Annotated in this window: 17 protein-coding genes; all 17 read left to right on the top strand. The window is 62.2% G+C overall.

Annotated features, from left to right (window positions below):
- The first annotated feature begins 161 nt into the window (after positions 1–161).
- The gene (locus P0D96_RS39710; protein WP_408319249.1) at positions 162–1,325 is read left to right on the top strand and encodes an aromatic ring-hydroxylating oxygenase subunit alpha; all 1,164 of its coding nucleotides are present in this window, start codon (positions 162–164) and stop codon (positions 1,323–1,325) included.
- A 32-nt stretch (positions 1,326–1,357) separates the two neighbouring features.
- Positions 1,358–2,539 (top strand): ABC transporter ATP-binding protein, encoded by a 1,182-nt coding sequence (locus tag P0D96_RS39705; RefSeq protein WP_408177390.1) that lies wholly within the window; start codon positions 1,358–1,360, stop codon positions 2,537–2,539.
- 1 nt (position 2,540) lies between these two features.
- Positions 2,541–3,587, top strand: a complete 1,047-nt coding sequence (locus P0D96_RS39700; protein ID WP_408286273.1) for an ABC transporter substrate-binding protein — start codon at positions 2,541–2,543, stop codon at positions 3,585–3,587.
- Positions 3,588–3,624: 37 nt separating this feature from the next.
- Positions 3,625–4,878 (top strand): ABC transporter permease, encoded by a 1,254-nt coding sequence (locus P0D96_RS39695; protein WP_132379510.1) that lies wholly within the window; start codon positions 3,625–3,627, stop codon positions 4,876–4,878.
- Between the two features lie 38 nt (positions 4,879–4,916).
- Positions 4,917–5,744: an ABC transporter permease gene (locus P0D96_RS39690; protein ID WP_132379104.1), complete on the top strand. Its 828-nt coding sequence runs from the start codon at positions 4,917–4,919 to the stop codon at positions 5,742–5,744.
- A gap of 287 nt (positions 5,745–6,031) precedes the next feature.
- A complete protein-coding gene (locus P0D96_RS39685) occupies positions 6,032–8,404 on the top strand; it encodes a bifunctional salicylyl-CoA 5-hydroxylase/oxidoreductase (protein ID WP_408319247.1) in 2,373 nt (790 codons plus the stop codon).
- Entirely contained in the window at positions 8,401–9,174 is a 774-nt protein-coding gene (locus tag P0D96_RS39680; protein ID WP_408286268.1) for an SDR family NAD(P)-dependent oxidoreductase, read from the top strand. The genes P0D96_RS39685 and P0D96_RS39680 overlap by 4 nt, the downstream gene beginning before the upstream one ends.
- A complete protein-coding gene (locus P0D96_RS39675; protein ID WP_132379110.1) occupies positions 9,171–9,731 on the top strand; it encodes a MarR family winged helix-turn-helix transcriptional regulator in 561 nt (186 codons plus the stop codon). The genes P0D96_RS39680 and P0D96_RS39675 overlap by 4 nt, the downstream gene beginning before the upstream one ends.
- Before the next feature lie 34 nt (positions 9,732–9,765).
- Entirely contained in the window at positions 9,766–10,617 is an 852-nt protein-coding gene (locus P0D96_RS39670; RefSeq protein WP_408286266.1) for an enoyl-CoA hydratase family protein, read from the top strand.
- Position 10,618: 1 nt separating this feature from the next.
- A complete protein-coding gene (locus P0D96_RS39665; RefSeq protein WP_408319245.1) occupies positions 10,619–11,827 on the top strand; it encodes an acyl-CoA dehydrogenase family protein in 1,209 nt (402 codons plus the stop codon).
- The gene (locus P0D96_RS39660; protein WP_408177396.1) at positions 11,824–12,267 is read left to right on the top strand and encodes an acyl-CoA thioesterase; all 444 of its coding nucleotides are present in this window, start codon (positions 11,824–11,826) and stop codon (positions 12,265–12,267) included. The genes P0D96_RS39665 and P0D96_RS39660 overlap by 4 nt, the downstream gene beginning before the upstream one ends.
- Positions 12,264–12,659: a RidA family protein gene (locus P0D96_RS39655; RefSeq protein WP_132379118.1), complete on the top strand. Its 396-nt coding sequence runs from the start codon at positions 12,264–12,266 to the stop codon at positions 12,657–12,659. Before P0D96_RS39660 ends, P0D96_RS39655 begins: the two co-directional genes overlap by 4 nt.
- Before the next feature lie 79 nt (positions 12,660–12,738).
- The gene (locus tag P0D96_RS39650; protein WP_408319279.1) at positions 12,739–14,379 is read left to right on the top strand and encodes an AMP-binding protein; all 1,641 of its coding nucleotides are present in this window, start codon (positions 12,739–12,741) and stop codon (positions 14,377–14,379) included.
- Positions 14,380–14,421: 42 nt separating this feature from the next.
- Positions 14,422–15,645: a dienelactone hydrolase family protein gene (locus P0D96_RS39645; RefSeq protein WP_408319243.1), complete on the top strand. Its 1,224-nt coding sequence runs from the start codon at positions 14,422–14,424 to the stop codon at positions 15,643–15,645.
- 73 nt (positions 15,646–15,718) lie between these two features.
- On the top strand, positions 15,719–16,396 hold the full coding sequence (locus P0D96_RS39640; RefSeq protein WP_408286259.1) for a glutathione S-transferase: 678 nt from the start codon (positions 15,719–15,721) through the stop codon (positions 16,394–16,396).
- Positions 16,397–16,588: 192 nt separating this feature from the next.
- On the top strand, positions 16,589–18,094 hold the full coding sequence (locus tag P0D96_RS39635; protein WP_408286257.1) for a DHA2 family efflux MFS transporter permease subunit: 1,506 nt from the start codon (positions 16,589–16,591) through the stop codon (positions 18,092–18,094).
- Between the two features lie 86 nt (positions 18,095–18,180).
- The gene (locus P0D96_RS39630; RefSeq protein ID WP_408319241.1) at positions 18,181–19,014 is read left to right on the top strand and encodes an AraC family transcriptional regulator; all 834 of its coding nucleotides are present in this window, start codon (positions 18,181–18,183) and stop codon (positions 19,012–19,014) included.
- The last annotated feature ends 621 nt before the right edge of the window (positions 19,015–19,635 follow it).

Below are 19,635 nucleotides of genomic sequence, written 5' to 3'. Positions count from 1 at the left end.
TTAAACGTGCACGCACTGCATAGGCAAAAGCTTTGCTTTGTATCTGAAAACAATATTTTGGCTTGCAATTTGGCTTGATAGATTGGTGTCCATGTTGAGCGCGCCACGCCGCAAAGCCTTACGTCGCCGCGCTTTCACCGTGACGAATCGAGGGGGAGACCATGACCAACCCGGCAAGGACGATCGCAGTGCAAGCGCTTGTCGACGAACTGCAGACGGGTTGCGAACGGCCGTTCAGCGATGCGCACGCGATGCCGCCCGGTGTCTATACGTCGCCCGAATTCCTCACGCTGGAAGAGCGCGCTATCTTCGAGCGTGAATGGCAATGCGTCGGCCGCGCGAGTGCGCTCAAAGTGCCCGGCGATTACATGACGGCGCGGATCGGAGCGCAACCGATCGTCGTATTGCGCGACGAACAGATGCAGCTCAAGGCGATGTCGAACGTGTGCCTGCACCGCATGTCGGTGCTGCTCGAGGGACGCGGCAACGTGCGTCGCATCGTTTGCCCATATCACGCCTGGAACTATTCGCTGGACGGCGCGCTGCAAGGCGCACCGCTCATGGATCGGCAAGAGGGCTTCTGCAAGGAAAGCTACAAGCTGCCCGCCGTGCGCTGCGAAGAATGGCAAGGCTGGATCTACGTGACCCTCGACGAAAACGCGCCGCCCGTTCATGCGCAGCTCGCCGAACTGAGCGAGCTCGTCGGTGCGTACGGCATGGCAGACTACATCGAAACTTTCTATGAAGAGCACGTGTGGGACACGAACTGGAAGATCCTCGCGGAAAACTTCATGGAAAGCTACCACCTGCCGATGCTGCATCGCGCGACGGTAGGACCGCATTCTCGGCTCGAGGAGATGGAATGCCCGCCCGGCTATCCGGCCTTCAACTATCACTGGATCACGAAGGAAGCGTCCTTGCCCATCGGCAACGCGCATCCGGACAACGCGCGCCTCACGGGACATTGGCGCAAGACCACGGCGCTGCTCGCGATCTACCCGACGCATCTCGTCACGCTTACGCCGGGTTACTTCTGGTATCTCGTGCTGCAGCCTCAAGGCGTGGAGCGCGTGCATATCCGCTTCGGCGGCGGACTTGCGCCGGAGTTCATCGCCGATCCCGAAGCCAACGCGCACATGACGACGCTAAAGAAGCTGCTCGACGAAGTGAACGCGGAAGACAAACGCGGCGTGGAAGCCGTCTTTCGCGGCGTGCACGCGCCACTCGCGAAGCCCGGTCACTTGAGCCCTCTCGAACGCCCCAACTATGACTTCGCGCGCTATGTCGCCAGCAAAATCGCCGCGACGCAGCCCGGCACGCATTGATTACGACGCATCATCGACAGGACGCGATCACGATGTCAAACCCTTCCTTCATTTCGTTCTCGGGCGTGAGCAAATCGTACGACGGCGCTCAATACGTCGTCGATGACTTGAACCTCGACGTGCGCAAGGGAGAATTCCTGTCGCTGCTGGGTCCGTCCGGTTCGGGCAAGACGACGACCCTCATGATGCTGGCGGGATTCGAATCGCCCACGCGCGGCGAGATACGTCTTGACGGACGGCGGCTCGACGACAAGCCGCCGCATCAGCGTGACATCGGCATGGTGTTTCAGAACTACGCGCTCTTTCCGCATCTGACGATTGCGGAGAACGTCGCATTTCCACTCTCCGTGCGTCGCGTGAGCCGCGCCGAGCAGAAAACGCGCGTGAAGCGCGCGCTCGAGATGATCGAGCTGCCGCATCTGGCGAACCGGCGTCCCGCGCAGCTCTCCGGCGGACAGCAGCAGCGCGTGGCGCTCGCGCGCGCGCTCGTGTTCGAGCCGAGCGTCGTGCTGATGGACGAGCCGCTCGGCGCGCTCGACAAGCGCCTGCGCGAAACCATGCAATACGAAATCATGCGCCTGCATCGCGAGCTGTCGCTCACGATCGTCTACGTGACGCACGATCAGGCCGAAGCGCTGACGATGTCGGACCGCGTCGCCGTGTTCTCCGATGGCCGTATTCAGCAAGCCGCCACGCCCAGCGAACTCTACGAGAATGCGCAGAACGCCTTCGTCGCGAACTTCGTCGGCGAGAACAACGGGCTGACCGGGCGCGTCGTCACTGCCGGCGAAGAGTGGGCGACGCTCGCGCTCTCAGACGGCAGCGTCATTCGTGGCCGTTGCGAACCCGGCCTGCATGCGGGCGACGAAGCGATGCTGGCGCTGCGCCCCGAACGCGCGCATATCCCGAGCGCCGCAGGCGCGCAGGTCGACGAACACAGCAACGTGGTGCGCGCACACGTCGAGGAACTGGTGTATTGCGGCGATCATCATCGCGTGCACCTTGCGCTCGGGTCGCGCGATTCCTTCGTCGTGAAAGTGCCCAATACGCAACGCCATGCGCTGCCTTCGCCCGGCAGCGCGATCGAGATCGCATGGCGCCACGACGACTGCAAGATTCTCGCGATGAGCGCGCCGCGCAGCGCGCCCGTGATCCAGGCATCCACCCCGCTCTCACCTTCCATCATCACGACCGCACCTGCAGGAGCCAACTAAAATGCGCACTCTCATCAAAACACAAAGCGTCGCACTCGCAGTACTCGCCTTCGCCACCATGACCACCCAGGCAGCGGAGACGCTCTCCGTCGTGACCTTCGGCGGTGCATACGAAGCGGCGGCCAAGAAGGCTTATTTCGAGCCGTTCACCCAGGCGACTGGCATCGGCTTCTCGACCGAATCGTATGACGGCGGTCTCGCGAAGCTCTCCGCGATGGAGCAAGCGAAGAACACCACGTGGGACCTGATCGACCTCGAAACGAACGATGCGATCACGGCCTGCGACGAAGGCCTGCTGCAGAAGTTCGACAAGAAGACGCTCGGCAAGACGAGTGACTTCATCCCCGGCACGATCAGCGATTGCGCGGTTGCGAGCATGGTCTGGTCCACGGTCTACGCATACGACACGAGCAAGCTGAAGACCGCTCCGACCACCGTCAACGACTTCTTCGATCTGCAGAAATTCCCCGGCAAGCGTGGCCTGCGCAAGTCGCCGAAGGTCACGATGGAATGGGCGTTGATTGCGGACGGCGTCGATCCGAAAGATGTCTACAAAGTGCTCGCTACGCCCGCCGGTGTGGATCGCGCGTTCAAGAAGCTCGACACGATCAAGCCGAACATCGTGTGGTGGGAGTCGGGCGCGCAGGCGCCGCAGCTGCTCGCGGACGGCGCGGTCGTGATGACGCAGGCCTACAACGGCCGTATTTCCGACGCCGCGAAGAAGGACAACAAGCCGTTCAAGACCGTCTGGGACGCGCAAGTTTACGACTTCGACTGGTGGGCCGTTCCGACGGGCGCGAAGCACGCCGACGCCGCCGCGAAATTCATCGTCTCCGCTTCGCAGCCGAAGGCGTATGCGGATTTGTCGAAGTACATCGCGTACGCACCGCCGCGCAAGGACGCGATCGCGCTGGTCGACAAGCAACGCCTCGCCGATCTGCCGACCGCACCCGAGAACTTCAAGCGCGCCTTGCAGATCAACGCGAACTTCTGGGCGGACAACGCGGACCAGATCAATAAGCGCTTCCAGGTGTGGCTGACGCAGTAACACCACCGTCCGACGAGAGCCCAACTTGACTACCCACATGCCCGCTTCGGCCCGAGCCACGGCCCCGGGCTCTCCGACGAGAGCCGACGGCCGCGCGTCGTTTCAAAAGGCGCGCCGCCGTGCATCGGTGCAGGCGCTTTTGCTCGCGCTGCCGCTGATCGTGTTTCTGCTTTCGACGTTCATCGCGCCGATCGCGCTCCTGCTCGCGCGCAGCGTGCAGAATCACGAAGTGCCCGACAGCATGCCCGCGCTCACGCGCGCGCTCGTTGCATGGGACGGGCGCGGCGTGCCCGACGAGCGCATGTTCGCCCTGCTCGCTGCGGGGCTCAAGGAGGCGCAGCAAAACGGGCAGCTCGGCACGGTCGCGCGGCGGCTGAACTTCGATCAGGCCGAGTTCCGTAGCCTGTTGATGCGCACCGCGCGCCAGTTGCCCGCCGATGCGCCGCCCGTGTGGAAACCGGCGCTCATTGAACTTGACGCACGCTGGAATTCGCCGGAGATCTGGCGCTTGCTGAAGCGCGCCGCCACGTCGCCGACGCCGGACTATCTGCTCGCGGCCGTCGATGCGCAAGTGACACCGCAAGGCTCAGTGGCGTTCGTGCCGGACAACGCTTCCGTCTATCGGCAGGCGTTCGTGCGCACGATCTCGATTAGCGCCACGGTCACGCTGCTGTGCCTTGTGTTCGGCTATCCGGTCGCATGGCTGCTCGCGAACCTGCCCGCAAAAAGCAGCAACCGCCTGATGCTCTTTGTGATCGTGCCGTTCTGGACCTCGGTGCTCGTGCGCACGACCGCGTGGTACGTTTTGCTGCAACCGGGCGGCGTCATCAACAGCCTGCTGATGGGGCTCGGGCTCACCACGCATCCGCTGCCGCTCATCTTCAACCGCGCGGGCGTGCTCATCGGCATGACGCATGTGCTCTTGCCCTACATGATTCTCGCGATCTATTCGGTGATGAAGAGCGTATCGCCCGTGTATGTGCGGGCCGCGCAATCGCTTGGTGCGCACCCGTTCACCGCGTTCGTGCGGATCTACATGCCGCAGACGCTGCCGGGCGTGGGAGCAGGCTGCTTCCTCGTGTTCGTGCTCGCGCTCGGCTACTACATCACGCCCGCGCTGCTAGGCGGCGCAGGCGACGAGATGATCAGCCAGCTCATCGCGATACAGACCAACACGCAACTCAACTGGGGCCTTGCCGGTGCGCTCTCGGCCTATCTCGTGATCTTCACGGCGATCTTCTATTTCCTGTTCAACCGCATCGTCGGTATCGACCGCTTGCGCTTCGGTTGAAACTCGGTTGAAACATGCGGACACGACGAGGGAACGACATGCAAGATCAACGCAACAAGGTGCTGACGGAACGCATCGCCGCGCGCTGGGTGCGGCTGCATACAGCGCTTGTGCTGTTTTTCCTGATTGCGCCGATTCTCGCGATCATCCCGCTCTCGTTCAATTCGGGCTCGTATTTCTCCTACCCGTTGCAGGGCTTTTCGCTGCGCTGGTATGAGCAGGCGCTCACGAGCGCGGGCTGGCAACGATCGCTCCTGAACAGCATCGGCATCGGCGCGGCATCGACGCTGATCGCCACATGTCTCGGCACGCTCGCCGCGCTGGGCATTTCGCGCACGCAGTTTCCGCTGCGCTCGCTGATCATGCCGATCATCATCTCGCCGATGATCGTACCGATCGTCGTCGTCGCCGCAGGCTTCTATCTGATCTTCGCACCGCTCGGCCTGGTGAACTCGTATCCCGGCGTGGTCCTGGCGCATGCGGCGCTCGGCACGCCATTCGTCGTGATCACCGTGACCGCGTCACTGCTTTCGTTCGATCAGAGTCTGTTGCGCGCCGCTTCGGGGCTCGGCGCGACGCCGTGGGTCACATTCAGGCGCGTGACCTTGCCGCTCATCACGCCGGCGGTCGCGACCGGCAGCGTCTTCGCTTTCGCGACCTCGTTCGACGAGGTCATCGTCATTCTGTTTATCGGCGGCCCGGATCAAACCACCGTGCCGCGGCAGATGTGGAGCGGTATTCGCGACTCGATCGACCCGTCGATCCTCGCCGTGGCGACGATGCTGATCGTGTTCGCCGTGCTGCTCTTCGCGAGCATTAACTGGCTGCGCGGCCGCACGGCCGCTGCCAGCAAAGCGCTCGTCTGATGCATCGAGGCCGCCTGGGGCCAAGCTGATGCAAGCTTCAATTCGCGAGCGGGCCACGTTCTCGGGCAGGGTTTGTGTACCCCCGCCTCAGTGTCGAAAATGCAGGTTCGCCACATACTTTATTTTCACAGCTGCTGTAATCCACCCGACCGTCTAGTCCGGCTGGCCGTCAGGCCAGCGCCGCGCCGCTTTGTGGCTCGGTGTTTTCGCCCGCACATTTACTTGACATCTAAACTATCTACGCCTAAATTATCTCCATCAGCAGCGTTCACATATGGGGAACAAGCATGCGCATCGTTTGCATTGGTGGCGGCCCGGCCGGTCTGTACTTCGGCCTCTTGATGAAGAGCCGGAACCCGGCCTACGATGTCACGGTGGTCGAGCGCAACCGCCCGTACGACACCTTCGGCTGGGGCGTCGTCTTCTCCGACCAGACACTCGGCAATCTGCGCGCCGCCGACGCCCCCAGCGCCGACGCGATCCTCGACGCCTTCAATCACTGGGACGACATCGAGATCAATTTCCGCGGCCGGCAAATCCGTTCATCGGGTCACGGCTTCTGCGGCATCGGCCGTAAGCGTCTGCTGAATATCCTGCAAGCGCGCTGCGAGGAACTCGGCGTCAAGCTGGTTTTCGAAACCCAGGTCACGGACGACAGCGTCTACGAGGCCGACCTGATCATCGCTTGCGACGGCGCCAACAGCGCGGTCCGTCAAAAGTACGCGGCCACCTATCGCCCCTCCGTCGACATGCGCGATTGCCGCTTCGTCTGGCTCGGCACCAAAAAACTCTTCGACGCCTTCACCTTCGCTTTCGAAGAAACCGAGTTCGGCTGGTTCCAGGCGCACGCCTATCGTTTCGACGATCAGACCTCCACGTTCATTGTCGAAACGCCGGAGCGCGTGTGGCGCGCCGCCGGCCTCGACGAAATGAGCAAGGAAGACAGCATTGCCTTCTGCGAAAAGCTGTTCGCGAAGTATCTGGACGGCAACCCCTTGTTGTCGAACGCGGCGCATTTGCGTGGCTCGTCGCAATGGATTCGCTTCCCGCGCGTCGTCAACGAGGAATGGGTGCATTGGCGCAGCAACGCGGACGGCACGCAAACGCCGGTCGTCCTCATGGGCGACGCCGCGCATACCGCTCACTTCTCGATCGGCTCGGGCACCAAGCTCGCGCTCGAAGATTCGATCGAACTCGCCAACAGCATGGGCGCGCATCCGGGTGACCTCGCCGCCGCGCTGAAGCATTACACCGACGTGCGCAGCATCGACGTATTGCGCATTCAAAACGCGGCGCGCAATTCGACGGAATGGTTCGAGCATGTCGACCGCTACACGTCGTTCGAGCCGGAACAGTTCGCTTATTCGCTGCTCACGCGCTCGCAGCGTATTTCTCACGAAAATTTGCGTGAACGTGATGCGCAGTACCTGTCCGTCTTCGAAGACTGGCTCGCCCAGCGCTCCGGCGTGAATCGCGCGCCGGAGAAGCACTCCGTCCCGCCGATGTTCACGCCCTTCACGCTGCGCGGCGTCACGCTGAAAAACCGCGTGGTGGTGTCGCCCATGGCGCAATACTCGGCCGTCGACGGCATTGCGGGCGACTATCACCTGATGCATCTCGGCGCCCGCGCGATGGGCGGCGCAGGGCTCGTCATGACGGAAATGACCTGCGTCTCGCCCGAAGCGCGCATTACGCCCGCGTGTCCGGGCATGTACGCGCCCGAGCATCTCACCGCGTGGAAGCGCATCGTCGATCTCGTGCATCGTCAGTCGGATGCGAAGATCGGCATTCAGCTCGGCCATTCCGGCGCGAAAGGCTCGACACGTGTCTCGTGGGAAGGCATCGATCAGCCACTCACGGAAGGCAACTGGCCGCTCATCTCGGCATCGCCGCAGCAATATCTGCGTGGCGTCAGCCAGCATTCGCGCGAAGCCACGCAAGACGAGTTGCGTGAAATCGAAGCGCAGTTCGTCCGCGCCACGCAAATGTCGGTGGAAGCGGGTTTCGACTGGCTCGAATTGCATTGCGCGCACGGCTATTTCCTGTCGAGCTTTCTGTCGCCACTGACCAATCATCGCACCGACGAATACGGCGGCTCGCTGGAAAATCGTCTGCGCTACCCATTGCAGGTTTTCAAGGCGATCCGCGCGGTCTGGCCGCAAGACAAGCCAATTTCCGTGCGCATTTCCGCAAACGATTGGGTCGAAGGCGGCACAACGCCCGACGACGCAGTGAAGATCGCTCAAGCCTTCAAGGCCGCCGGCGCCGACATGATCGATGTATCGTCGGGCCAGGTCAGCAAAGAAGAAAAACCGGTATTCGGCCGCATGTTCCAGACGCCATTCGCCGACCGCGTGCGCAACGAAGCCGGCATCGCGACCATCGCGGTCGGCGCGATCTCCGAAGCGGATCACGTGAACAGCATCATCGCGGCAGGCCGTGCGGATCTGTGCGCGATTGCTCGCCCGCATCTGGCGAATCCTTCGTGGACGTTGAACGAAGCGGCCAAGATCGGCTATTTCGATGTGATGTGGCCGAAGCCCTACACGGCGGCGAAGTCCCAACTGGAACGCAACCTTGAACGCGAGCGCGCTCAAGCCGCCGCGAACGCCGGTCTGTCGCCGCAAGAACGCGCGCAACGCGCTGAAGGAACCGTGTGAACACGCTCAATTCCACCCTCGCGGGACAGCACGCGGTCGTCACCGGTGGCGGCAGCGGCATCGGCGCGGCAGTCGCGGAAAGCTTGCTGCGCGCCGGCGCGCGCGTGACCTTGATGGGCCGCAATGCGGAACGTCTCGACATGCAGCGCGAAAAGTGCCGCGCGCTGGGCGACGTGGCGTGCATCAGCGTCGACGTCACGCAGGAAGACTCCGTCGCGAACGCGTTCCGTGAGGCCGGCGCAGTCGACATCCTCGTCAACAACGCGGGTCAGGCGCAAGCCGCGCCGTTCGCACACACCGACACGGCGCTCTGGCAGCGCATGCTGGACGTGAACCTCACCGGCGTCTTTCTCGGCACACGCGCGGTATTGCCCGGCATGCTCGAACGCTGTCATGGACGCATCATCAACGTGGCCAGCACGGCGGGACAGATCGGCTACGCGTACGTCGCTGCCTATTGCGCCGCGAAACATGGCGTGATCGGTCTCACGCGTTCGCTCGCGTTGGAAGTCGCGACGAAAGGCATCACCGTGAACGCCGTGTGTCCAGGCTATACGGAAACGGAACTGCTGCACGCATCGCTTGAACAGATCACCAGCAAGACCTCGCGCACCGAACAACAAGCGCGCGAGACCCTGCTTCGCTCGAATCCGCAACATCGCTTCGTGAGTCCGGAACAGGTCGCCAATGCGGTGCTCTGGCTCTGCCAACCCGGCTCGGACGCCATCACGGGGCAATCCATTTCCATCTCTGGTGGAGAAGTGATGTGACCAAGTCATCGAACATCAAGAAGCCCGCTGCGGCGGCTGAAACGAAACCGCCGCGCAAAGGCGTCCCCAAACCCGCGGAGAACGTCGTGGACCTCGAAATGAGCACCGGCGCGGATAGTCACATGGGCTTGCGGCTATGGCTGCGCATGCTGACCACGACCAACCTCGTGCAAGCCGAATTGCGCAAGCGTCTGCGCAACGAATTCGACACCACGTTGCCGCGTTTCGATCTGATGGCCCAATTGGAGCGACATCCCGAAGGCCTGAAAATGACCGAACTGTCGCGCCGTTTGATGGTGACGGGCGGCAACATCACCGGCATTACGGATCAGCTCGAAAAAGAAGGACTGGTCTCGCGCGACAACGATCCGAACGACCGCCGCTCGATCAGCGTGTGTCTGACACCGGCGGGTCGCAAGGCGTTCGACAAGATGGCGGTTGCGCACGAGCAATGGGTAGTCGAACTGTTCGGCGGTTTGAGCCTCGATGAAAAATCGCGCACCCATCAACGCCTCGGCAAACTCAAGCAACATCTGCTCGACAGTCTGAAAGACTGATCGGCATCGAAACGAGCGGACATAGGAGACATTCATGACACGATCCCACGCCGATGCCCTGCTGGCCGGCAATCGCCTCACGCTAGCCGGCTACGAAGCGCGGCACTTCGGCTGGTCGGTCGCCGACAAGGTTGCGACGATCACGCTGAACCGCCCGGAGCGCAAGAATCCGCTGACTTTCGAGTCGTATGCCGAGTTGCGCGATCTGTTCCGGCAATTGACCTATGCGACCGACGTCAAGGCAGTGGTGATTCACGGCGCCGGCGACAACTTCTGTTCCGGCGGCGACGTGCACGACATCATAGCGCCGCTGATTGATCTGCCGATGCCGGAACTGCTGCTCTTCACGCGCATGACCGGCGATCTGGTCAAAGCCATGCGCCATTGCCCACAACCGGTGATTGCGGCCGTCGACGGCGTCTGCGCCGGCGCCGGTGCGATTCTCGCGATGTCGTCCGACATGCGGCTCGGCACCGCGCGCAGCAAGCTCGCTTTCCTATTCTCACGCGTCGGTCTCGCGGGCTGCGATATGGGCGCTTGCGCGATTCTGCCGCGCATCATCGGCCAGGGCCGCGCCGCCGAATTGCTCTTCACCGGACGCTCGGCAAGCGGCGACGAAGGCCACGCGTGGGGCTTCTACAACCGCCTGTGCGAACCCGCAGCGCTCCTTGAAGAAGCGCACAAGCTCGCCGCCGACCTCGTCGCCGGTCCGACTTTCGCGCACGGCATCACGAAGAAGATGCTGCATCAGGAATGGAGCATGAGCATCGACGAAGCGATCGAGTCCGAGGCGCAAGCCCAGGCGATCTGCATGAGCACACGCGATTTCGAGCGCGCCTACAGTGCGTTTGCCGCGAAGTCGCGTCCGGTGTTCGAAGGAGACTGAGTTGAGCGCCAACACCGAACTGGATCTGCATAGCGCGCTGGCGTGGCCGTTCTTCGAGCCGCGTCATCGCGAACTGGCCGCGGGCATCGAAGCATGGTGCCGCGAGAACCTCTCGCACGAAGACCACAAGGACGTGGATGCGACCTGCCGTCATCTGGTGCGTGAACTCGGCGCCGCGGGCTGGCTGAAGTACGGCGTGGGCGGCGTTGCGTACGGCGGCCACGGCGATACGATCGATACGCGCGCCGTTTGCCTGCTGCGCGAAACGCTGGCCAAACACTCGGGACTCGCGGACTTCGCTTTGGCGATGCAGGGGCTTGGTTCGGGCGCCATCTCGCTCGGCGGCACGCACGAACAGAAGACACGTTACCTGCCGCGCGTCGCCAACGGCACGGTCATCGCAGCGTTCGCGCTGTCCGAGCCTGAGGCGGGCTCCGATGTCGCCGCCATGGCGCTGTCCGCCCGCGAAGACGGCGACACCTACGTGCTCGACGGCGACAAGACGTGGATCTCCAATGGCGGCATCGCCGATTTCTACGTGGTGTTCGCGAGAACCGGCGAAGCGCCGGGTGCGCGCGGCATTAGCGCATTTATTGTCGATGCGGAAACGCCGGGCCTGGAGATCGCCGAACGCATCGACGTGATCGCGCCGCATCCGCTCGCGCGCCTGCACTTTGCCGGCGCTCGCGTGCCGCGCAGCCAGATGCTCGGCGCGCCCGGTGAAGGGTTCAAGCTCGCCATGCGGACGCTGGATATTTTCCGGACTTCCGTGGCGGCCGCGTCGCTCGGGTTCGCGCGTCATGCAATGGCCGAAGGGCTCACACGTGCCGCGTCGCGCAAGATGTTCGGGCAGACGCTCGGCGATTTTCAACTGACGCAGGCCAAACTCGCGCAGATGGCCTTGACCATCGACAGTAGCGCGTTGCTGGTCTATCGCGCCGCGTGGCTGCGCGATCAAGGCGAAAGCGTCACGCGTGAAGCCGCAATGGCGAAGTGGCACGCAAGCGAAGGCGCGCAACAGGTGATCGACGCCGCGGTGCAACTCTACGGCGGCATGGGCGTGCAAAGCGGTACGGCCGTCGAGATGTTGTATCGCGAGATTCGCGCGCTGCGCATTTACGAAGGCGCGACCGAAGTGCAGCAATTGATTGTTGGACGCGATCTGTTGAAAGCGCATGCTGCCGCGACTGCCGGAGCGAACCTCAAATGAGCGCGTCTTTCGAACGGCCCGTACGCATCCGCTTCTCGCACTGCGATCCGGCGGGCATCGTGTTCTTTCCGCAATATCTGGTGATGACCAACGCGCTGGTCGAAGACTGGTTCAACGAAGGCCTGCATATCGATTACGCGCACATGATCTCGCAACGCCGCCTCGGCTTGCCGATCGTCAAACTCGACTGCGAGTTTTCGCGGCCGAGCCAGATGGGCGAAACGATCACGCTGACACTTAATGTTGCGGCGATCGGGCGGCGCTCGATCAGCATCGAGATCGTCGGCCATTGCAACGGCGAAACCCGTTTCCGCGCGAAACAGGTGCTCGTCACGACGTCGCTCGAACGCGGCACATCCATCGACATTCCCGCCGACATCGCGAGCGCGCTCGCGGCGTTCGCTCCAAAGCCCGACTCCATTGAGGCGCATCGCTCATGAAAAAAGCTCTTCTTCCCGCCGGCTGGGTCAAGCCGCGTGGCTACGCGAACGGCGTCGCGGCAAACGGTACGCAGGTGTTCATTGCCGGCCAGATCGGCTGGGACGAACAGGCGCGTTTCCAGACGACCGACTTCGCCGCGCAAGCCATCCAGGCGCTCAAGAATGTGCTCGCCGTATTGCACGAAGCGGGCGGCAAGCCCGAGCACCTGGTGCGCTTGACGTGGTACGTCACCGACAAACGCGAGTACCTCGCTTCGTTGAAAGACATCGGCCGCGCGTTTCGCGAGCTGATCGGCGACTACGACATCGCGATGAGCGCGGTGCAGGTCGTCGCGCTGATTGAAGACGAAGCGAAAGTCGAAATCGAGGCGACCGCCGTGGTCCCTCAGTAACAGAGCAACGAAGCACACGAAAAGAACCCACCAAGCCAACCGAAGCGCATTTAGCCGGCTCAACGCCCGGGAGACCATGATGGAACCGTCAGCACACGTCGATACCTTCGCGCGCGACAATCTTCCGCCGCAGGATCAATGGCCCGTCTTTCTGCTCGACAACCCTGACGTCGCGTACCCGGCGCGCTTGAACTGCGCGACGGAGTTGCTCGATAGAACCATCGATGCAGGCCACCGCGATCATCCCGCGATCTGGTCCGATGTCGACGGCACACCACGCGCCACCACTTACGGTGAACTGCTGGCGCTCGTGAATCGCAGCGCGCACGTGCTGGTCGACGAAATGGGACTGCAGCCCGGCAACCGCGTTTTACTACGCGGTCCGAACACGCTGCACATGGCCGTGACCGCGCTCGCGGCGCTGAAAGTCGGACTCGTCGTGGTGCCGACCATGCCGCTACTGCGAGCCAAGGAACTGAAGCAGATCATCGAAAAAGCGCAGGTGGGCGCGGCGTTGTGCGACGCTCGCCTGACCGCCGAACTGGCACGCTGCACCGATCCAGAAGACGAGTTCTATTGCGCGGGTCTGAAGCAAACGCGACTCTTCCACGACGACGCCGCCGATTCGCTCGATACGCTCGCGATCAACAAGCCCGACCACTTCACCGCGTGCGACACCGCCGCCGACGACGTTTGCCTGATCGCCTTCACCAGCGGCACGACCGGCGCGCCGAAAGGCTGCATGCACTTTCATCGCGATGTCGTGGCCATGTGTGATCTGTTCCCGCGCCACGTGCTCAAGCCCACATCGAGCGATATTTTTTGCGGCACGCCGCCGCTCGCGTTCACGTTCGGGCTCGGCGGCCTGCTGTGTTTTCCGTTGCGATTTGGCGCCTCCACGGTGTTGATCGAGAAGCTCACGCCCGAGACGTTGCTGCAGACCGTCGAGCGTTTTCACGCGACCGTCATGTTCACCGCGCCGACTTTCTATCGGCAAATGGCGCCGCTAGTTGCGCACCACGACGTCTCTTCGCTGAAGAAAACCGTATCGGCGGGTGAAGCGTTGCCGGATTCGACACGGCGTCTGTGGCGCGACGCGACAGGCATCGACATGATCGACGGCATTGGCGGCACTGAGTTGATCCACATTTTCATTTCGGCGCAAGGCGACGAGATTCGCCCGAACGCGATCGGCCGCGCGGTGCCGGGTTACGTCGTGCAGGCCGTGGATGACGACATGCGACCGGTCGCGCCCGGCACGATCGGCAAACTCGCGGTGCGCGGCCCGACCGGTTGCCGCTATCTCGCCGACGAGCGGCAGAAGAAATTCGTGCGCGACGGCTGGAACCTGCCCGGCGATTCCGTCTATCTCGACGAAGACGGCTACGTGTTCTACCAGGCACGCGCCGACGACATGATCGTCTCCGCCGGCTACAACATTTCCGGCCCCGAAGTGGAGAGCGTCCTGCTGCAACACGACGCGGTGTCCGAATGCGGCGTGATAGGTGTGCCGGACGAAACCCGCGGACAGATCGTCAAAGCGTTCGTCGTGGTCAATCCCGGTTACGAGCGCGATGACAAATTGGTCGCGCAACTGCAGGATTTCGTGAAAAATAGCGTGGCGCCGTACAAATATCCACGCGTCATCGTTTTCGTCGATTCACTGCCGCGCACCGAAACCGGCAAGCTCAAACGCTTCGAGTTGCGTACGATGGCCTAGCCCACATTTGTCGATCAACGATCGACACAGGAGACACACCGCATGGCCGCCTCTTTCATCGAAGTCGTCGCCCAGGATGGCGGCCGTTTCAATGCGTACGTCGCGCGCCCCGCGCAAGGGTCGGGGCCGGGACTCGTGCTCCTGCAGGAAATTTTCGGCATCAACGACACCATGAAGGCGATGGCGGACCGCTTCGCTGAGGAAGGTTATGTGGTGCTGGTGCCGGATCTGTTCTGGCGGATCAAACCGGGCATCGTGCTCGGATATGGCGAAGCCGACATGAAGCAGGCGCTCGCCTATCTCGGCCAGTTCGACACGGACCTCGCGATCGACGATATCGCGGCCACCGTCGCCGCATTGCGCGCCATGCCCGAACAGGCCGGCAAGGTGGGCACAGTGGGTTACTGCCTCGGCGGCAAGCTCGCATTCCTGAGCGGCGCGCGAACCGATGTCGATTGCGCAGTCAGCTACTACGGCGTGGGCCTCGAAGCGTATCTGGACGAAGTGCCCGCGATTCGCTGCCCGATGGTGTTCCACTTCCCCGAAAACGACTCGCATTGTCCGCCGGAAACCCGCGAACGGATCAGCGCAGCGTTGCGCACGCGGCCGCAGATCGAGCAACACGTGTACCCCGGTTGCGATCATGCGTTTGCCGCGCCGTCGCGTCCGCAATACGACAAACCCGCCGCGATGATGGCGTATTCGCGCACGCTCGCGCTGCTGCGCAAGGTGCTGGGTCCGGTCTACGATCTCAACGCGCTGTGGGAAGCGCATTGCTACCACGAGTTCGCCACGCGTGACGTGGATGCGGTCATGCCGACCATGGTCGCGCAACCCTACGTCAATCACGTTCCGACCATGACCGGCGGAGTCGGTCATGACAACCTCAAGCGTTTCTATACGCATCACTTCGTCAACTCGAATCCTGTCGATACGAAGCTGATTCCGATTTCGCGCACCATCGGCGCGGATCGCATCGTCGACGAATTCATTTTCAGCTGCACGCATAGCTGCGAGATCGACTGGTTGCTGCCCGGCGTCGCGCCGACCGGTAAGTATTTCGAGGTGCCGATGCTCGCGGTCGTGTGTTTCCGCGGCGACAAGCTTTATAACGAGCACATCTATTGGGATCAGGCATCCGTGCTGGTGCAGGTGGGCTTGCTGAACCCAGAGGGGCTGCCTGTGGCCGGTATCGAAAGCGCGCGCAAGCTGCTCGACGAAACGCTGCCGTCGAATCAATTGATGGGCGGCAAATCACGCGTGTGAGGTGCGACTAGAGGCCCGCCTCTGCACAACAACCTTATGATGTGACACTCCATTGGCCACCGTCCCTCGACCCATGCTGACCGTCCATCATCTGAACAACTCGCGCTCGCAACGTGTGCTGTGGCTCCTCGAAGAACTCGGCGTTCCTTACGAGATCAAGCGTTACCAGCGCGATCCGAACACGATGCTCGCGCCGCCCGAGTTGCGCGCGGTGCATCCGCTCGGCAAGTCGCCCGTGATTACCGATGACGGCCAGACTATCGCGGAGTCGGGCGCGATCATCGAGTATCTGATCGGCAAATACGGGCAGGGACGGTTTGCGCCGGCGCCGGGCACGCCGGAGCGGCTGCGTTACACGTACTGGCTGCATTACGCGGAAGGTTCCGCGATGCCGCCGCTGCTGCTCAAGCTCGTGGCGCTGCGCATTGCCAGCGCGCCGATGCCGTTCTTCGCCAAGCCGATCGCGCGCAAGATTGCCGGCACGTTGCAGTCGAGCTTCATCGATCCGCAGTTGAAGCTGCACCTCGGCTACATCAACAAGGAACTGAGCGCGACCGGCTGGTTCGTCGGTGACGATTTCACGGCGGCTGACGTGCAGATGAGCTTCCCGCTCGAAGCCGCCACGGCGCGCGGCGGCATGGAAGGCCAGATTCCGGCGGTGGTCGATTTCCTCAAGCGTATTCACGCGAGGCCGGCTTATCAGCGAGCGCTGGAGCGCGGCGGCAAGTACGAATTGCTCGGCGGCGATTGAGGTTTGCGCGGCCCTGGAAATCGTAGTTGTGGGTCCAAACCCGCGGGTGCTAGACTGAAAAATCCCATTGTCGTCAACGAGTTGACAACCGGTTGGACGGTGTTGCGGCCGGTTGCGTTTCTTTCGGCGCAGCGCCTGTTTCAGCGGCGGCGCGTCCGGCATCCGATAGACCGTGCCTAAGGAGCCGCCTGCATGACCCATTCCATCCACGGCAACAAACGCTGGCTCGCACTGATCGTGCTGTGCCTCGGCGTGCTCATGATCGTGCTCGATACGACGATCGTGAACGTTGCGCTGCCGTCCATTGCGGCGGATCTCGGTTTTACCGAGACATCGCTCGTGTGGGTGGTCAATGCGTATATGCTCACCTTCGGCGGTTGCCTGCTGCTTGGCGGGCGGCTCGGCGACCTGTATGGGCATCGCAAGCTGTTTCTTATCGGCATCACGTTGTTTACTCTGGCGTCGCTTGCTTGCGGCATTTCGAACTCGCAAGGGTTGCTGGTGTGCGCGCGGGCCGTTCAGGGCGTGGCGGGTGCCATCGTCTCGGCGGTTTCGTTGTCCCTCATCATGAATCTGTTCACAGAGCCCGGCGAGCGTGCCAAAGCGATGGGCGTGTATGGTTTCGTGTGCGCGGGTGGCGGCAGCATCGGCGTGTTGCTCGGCGGGCTGCTGACCAATCTGCTGAGCTGGCATTGGATCTTTCTCGTCAATCTGCCGATCGGTATTGCCGTGTACGCGCTGTGTGTCGCACTGTTGCCGTCCGCGCGCGGGCATGCGCACGGCGAGCGGCTCGATGTGGCCGGCGCGGTGTCTGTCACTGTTTCGCTGATGCTGGCGGTCTATGCGGTGGTGAATGGCAATGAGGCTGGCTGGACTTCGGCGCAGACGCTCGGTTTGCTGTTTGCCGCGTTGGCGCTGCTTGTCGTGTTCCTTGTGATCGAAGCGCGCGTTCAGCATCCATTGATGCCGCTTGGTCTGTTCCGCTTGCGCAATGTGGCGACGGCGAATGTGGTCGGCGTGTTGTGGGCGGCGGCGATGTTTGCCTGGTTCTTCATCTCTGCGCTGTATTTGCAGCGTGTGCTTGGCTATCGACCGTTGCAGGTCGGGCTTGCATTCCTGCCCGCCAATCTGATCATGGGGTTCTTTTCGCTCGGGCTGTCGGCGCGGGTGGTGATGCGCTTTGGTCTGCGGCTTCCGCTGGCCGTCGGTCTGCTGGTCGCGGCGTGCGGTCTTGCTTTGTTCGCTCGCGCGCCGGTGGGCGGCAGCTTTGTGCTCGATGTCATGCCCGGCATGATTCTGCTCGGCTTCGGCGCCGGTATCGCCTTCAATCCGATGCTGCTCGCCGCCATGAGCGATGTCGATCCGAGTGATTCGGGGCTCGCGTCGGGTATCGTCAATACGTCGTTCATGATGGGTGGCGCGCTTGGGCTTGCGGTGCTGGCGAGTCTTGCCGCGGCGCGGAGTGAGGCGATGCAGGCGTCTGGTGATGCGGTCGCGGCGCTGAACAGTGGGTATCACGTCGCGTTTTTGTTTGGGGCGATCTTTGCGGCAGTGGCGGGGGTGCTTGGGGGGCTGTTGTTGCGGCCGGGGCACGCGGTTGCGGCTGGGGCGCAGGAAGGGGCTCACGGTCACAACGTGACGGCAGCGGATGGACACTCCCCCGCCACGGGCAACAAAGCCGCGACCGAAAACTACTAAACGCCGCCCCCCCAAAACCGCAATCCCGATCAAACGCCCCGGATCGGCGCTCGCTAAGCTGGTTCCATGCTGACATGAGAGCCCATATGAACCCGGTTGGAAAAGCGCTGTGGTTTATCGAAAGCCACTTTGCCCACGAGTTGACGCTCGACGACATCGCCAACTGCGGATGCGTGTCGCGCTTTCACCTGGCGCGCGCCTTCGAAGCGGCCACGGGGTTTTCGGTGATGCGCTATGTGCGCGGGCGGCGCTTGAGCGAGGCGGCACGCCGTCTAGCGAGTGGTGCACCGGACATCCTCGCGGTCGCCATCGACGCCGGCTACGGTTCTCACGAGGCATTCACGCGCGCGTTTCGCGAGCAATTTGGGCTCACGCCCGACGCGCTGCGCGCGCGTGGCCATCTCGACAATCTCGCCCTCGTGGAGCCAATTAAAATGGACGAAACCCTGCTTACCCATCTCGAACCGCCGCGCTTTGAAGACGGCAAAGCGTTTCTTGTTGCGGGCTTGAGCGAGCGCTATACCAGCGAAACCTGCGCTGCAATTCCGTCGCAGTGGCAGCGCTTTGGTGACTACTTCGGCAAAGTGCCTGGGCAGATCGGCAATGTGGCGTATGGCGTCTGCTATAACGCTGACGATGCTGGCAACATTGACTATCTGTGCGGTGTCGAAGTCAGTGACTTTTCAGCATTGCCTGCTGAGTTGAGCCGCTTGCGGATTTCGCCGCAGCGGTATGCGGTGTTTAGCCATCGCGAACATATTTCGACTATCCGGCGTACCTGGAACACGACCTGGAATCAGTGGCTGCCGGCATCGGGACATATTCCTGCTGATGCGCCGAATTTTGAGCGGTATGACGAGAAGTTTGATCCTGTCAGTGGGATGGGCGGGCTTGAGATATGGTTGCCGTTGAAGAGCTGAGGAGCCTCCATTCTCGGTGCGGCGATGCGTGTGGCGGGTGCGTTTCCGGTGACATTGAATAATCACCTGCACAAACGCACGAAGCGCCAGATCTTCGCCATGTGCATTCTTGAATGAGAATGCACACATATCAATCGCGAGATTACCTTGCTCGCGCTGAACGTCTTGATCGAGGCGGCTCATCGCCTTCAACACACGCGTACCGTAGCCGCAGAAGCACCGGCCCCGCGCCTCCTATTGGCCATGCGTCACGGAAGTCCAGGTAGGCCTCGCTACGTCCTTTGGTTTGACCGAGTAACAACGAACCATGTGATCGCAGTAGTCGCACACCGTGTGAACGACAAGCGCACCACTCTCAAGTTTCTCGTTATCACGCGATTCGCCACGTCCCGGATGTCGTCAGGCAATCTGTCGTACTCGTTGCGCTTGAAATCAGGCGGTGGGGCAGCCTGAAAACCGGTCGCAAAATGCATCTCCGGTTGGACAGCGTCGACCGCCAAACCAAAGTTATCGGCTATTCCTGCCCGAGCGCGCTCTCGTACAGTTTTATCGGTCATGAAAATGCAATACACGTCCGATATGGTCGCGAATTCTTCAACCTTTCAAATACTTACCGTACGT

The organism is Paraburkholderia sp. RL17-347-BIC-D, assembly GCF_046027915.1.
Taxonomy (GTDB): Bacteria; Pseudomonadota; Gammaproteobacteria; order Burkholderiales; family Burkholderiaceae; genus Paraburkholderia.
Note: the sequence above shows the minus strand (reverse complement) of the source record. Positions and strands in the feature narration are given on the sequence as shown.

What these genes read in the sequence shown, in the direction of transcription:
- P0D96_RS39690 (WP_132379104.1), top strand. Translation starts at nt 4,917, where the DNA reads ATGCAAGATCAACGCAACAAGGTGCTGACGGAACGCATCGCCGCGCGC.
- P0D96_RS39700 (WP_408286273.1), top strand. Translation starts at nt 2,541, where the DNA reads ATGCGCACTCTCATCAAAACACAAAGCGTCGCACTCGCAGTACTCGCC.
- P0D96_RS39705 (WP_408177390.1), top strand. Translation starts at nt 1,358, where the DNA reads ATGTCAAACCCTTCCTTCATTTCGTTCTCGGGCGTGAGCAAATCGTAC.
- P0D96_RS39630 (WP_408319241.1), top strand. Translation starts at nt 18,181, where the DNA reads ATGAACCCGGTTGGAAAAGCGCTGTGGTTTATCGAAAGCCACTTTGCC.
- P0D96_RS39635 (WP_408286257.1), top strand. Translation starts at nt 16,589, where the DNA reads ATGACCCATTCCATCCACGGCAACAAACGCTGGCTCGCACTGATCGTG.
- P0D96_RS39685 (WP_408319247.1), top strand. Translation starts at nt 6,032, where the DNA reads ATGCGCATCGTTTGCATTGGTGGCGGCCCGGCCGGTCTGTACTTCGGC.
- P0D96_RS39650 (WP_408319279.1), top strand. Translation starts at nt 12,739, where the DNA reads ATGGAACCGTCAGCACACGTCGATACCTTCGCGCGCGACAATCTTCCG.
- P0D96_RS39695 (WP_132379510.1), top strand. Translation starts at nt 3,625, where the DNA reads ATGCCCGCTTCGGCCCGAGCCACGGCCCCGGGCTCTCCGACGAGAGCC.
- P0D96_RS39655 (WP_132379118.1), top strand. Translation starts at nt 12,264, where the DNA reads ATGAAAAAAGCTCTTCTTCCCGCCGGCTGGGTCAAGCCGCGTGGCTAC.
- P0D96_RS39670 (WP_408286266.1), top strand. Translation starts at nt 9,766, where the DNA reads ATGACACGATCCCACGCCGATGCCCTGCTGGCCGGCAATCGCCTCACG.
- P0D96_RS39710 (WP_408319249.1), top strand. Translation starts at nt 162, where the DNA reads ATGACCAACCCGGCAAGGACGATCGCAGTGCAAGCGCTTGTCGACGAA.
- P0D96_RS39645 (WP_408319243.1), top strand. Translation starts at nt 14,422, where the DNA reads ATGGCCGCCTCTTTCATCGAAGTCGTCGCCCAGGATGGCGGCCGTTTC.
- P0D96_RS39640 (WP_408286259.1), top strand. Translation starts at nt 15,719, where the DNA reads ATGCTGACCGTCCATCATCTGAACAACTCGCGCTCGCAACGTGTGCTG.
- P0D96_RS39660 (WP_408177396.1), top strand. Translation starts at nt 11,824, where the DNA reads ATGAGCGCGTCTTTCGAACGGCCCGTACGCATCCGCTTCTCGCACTGC.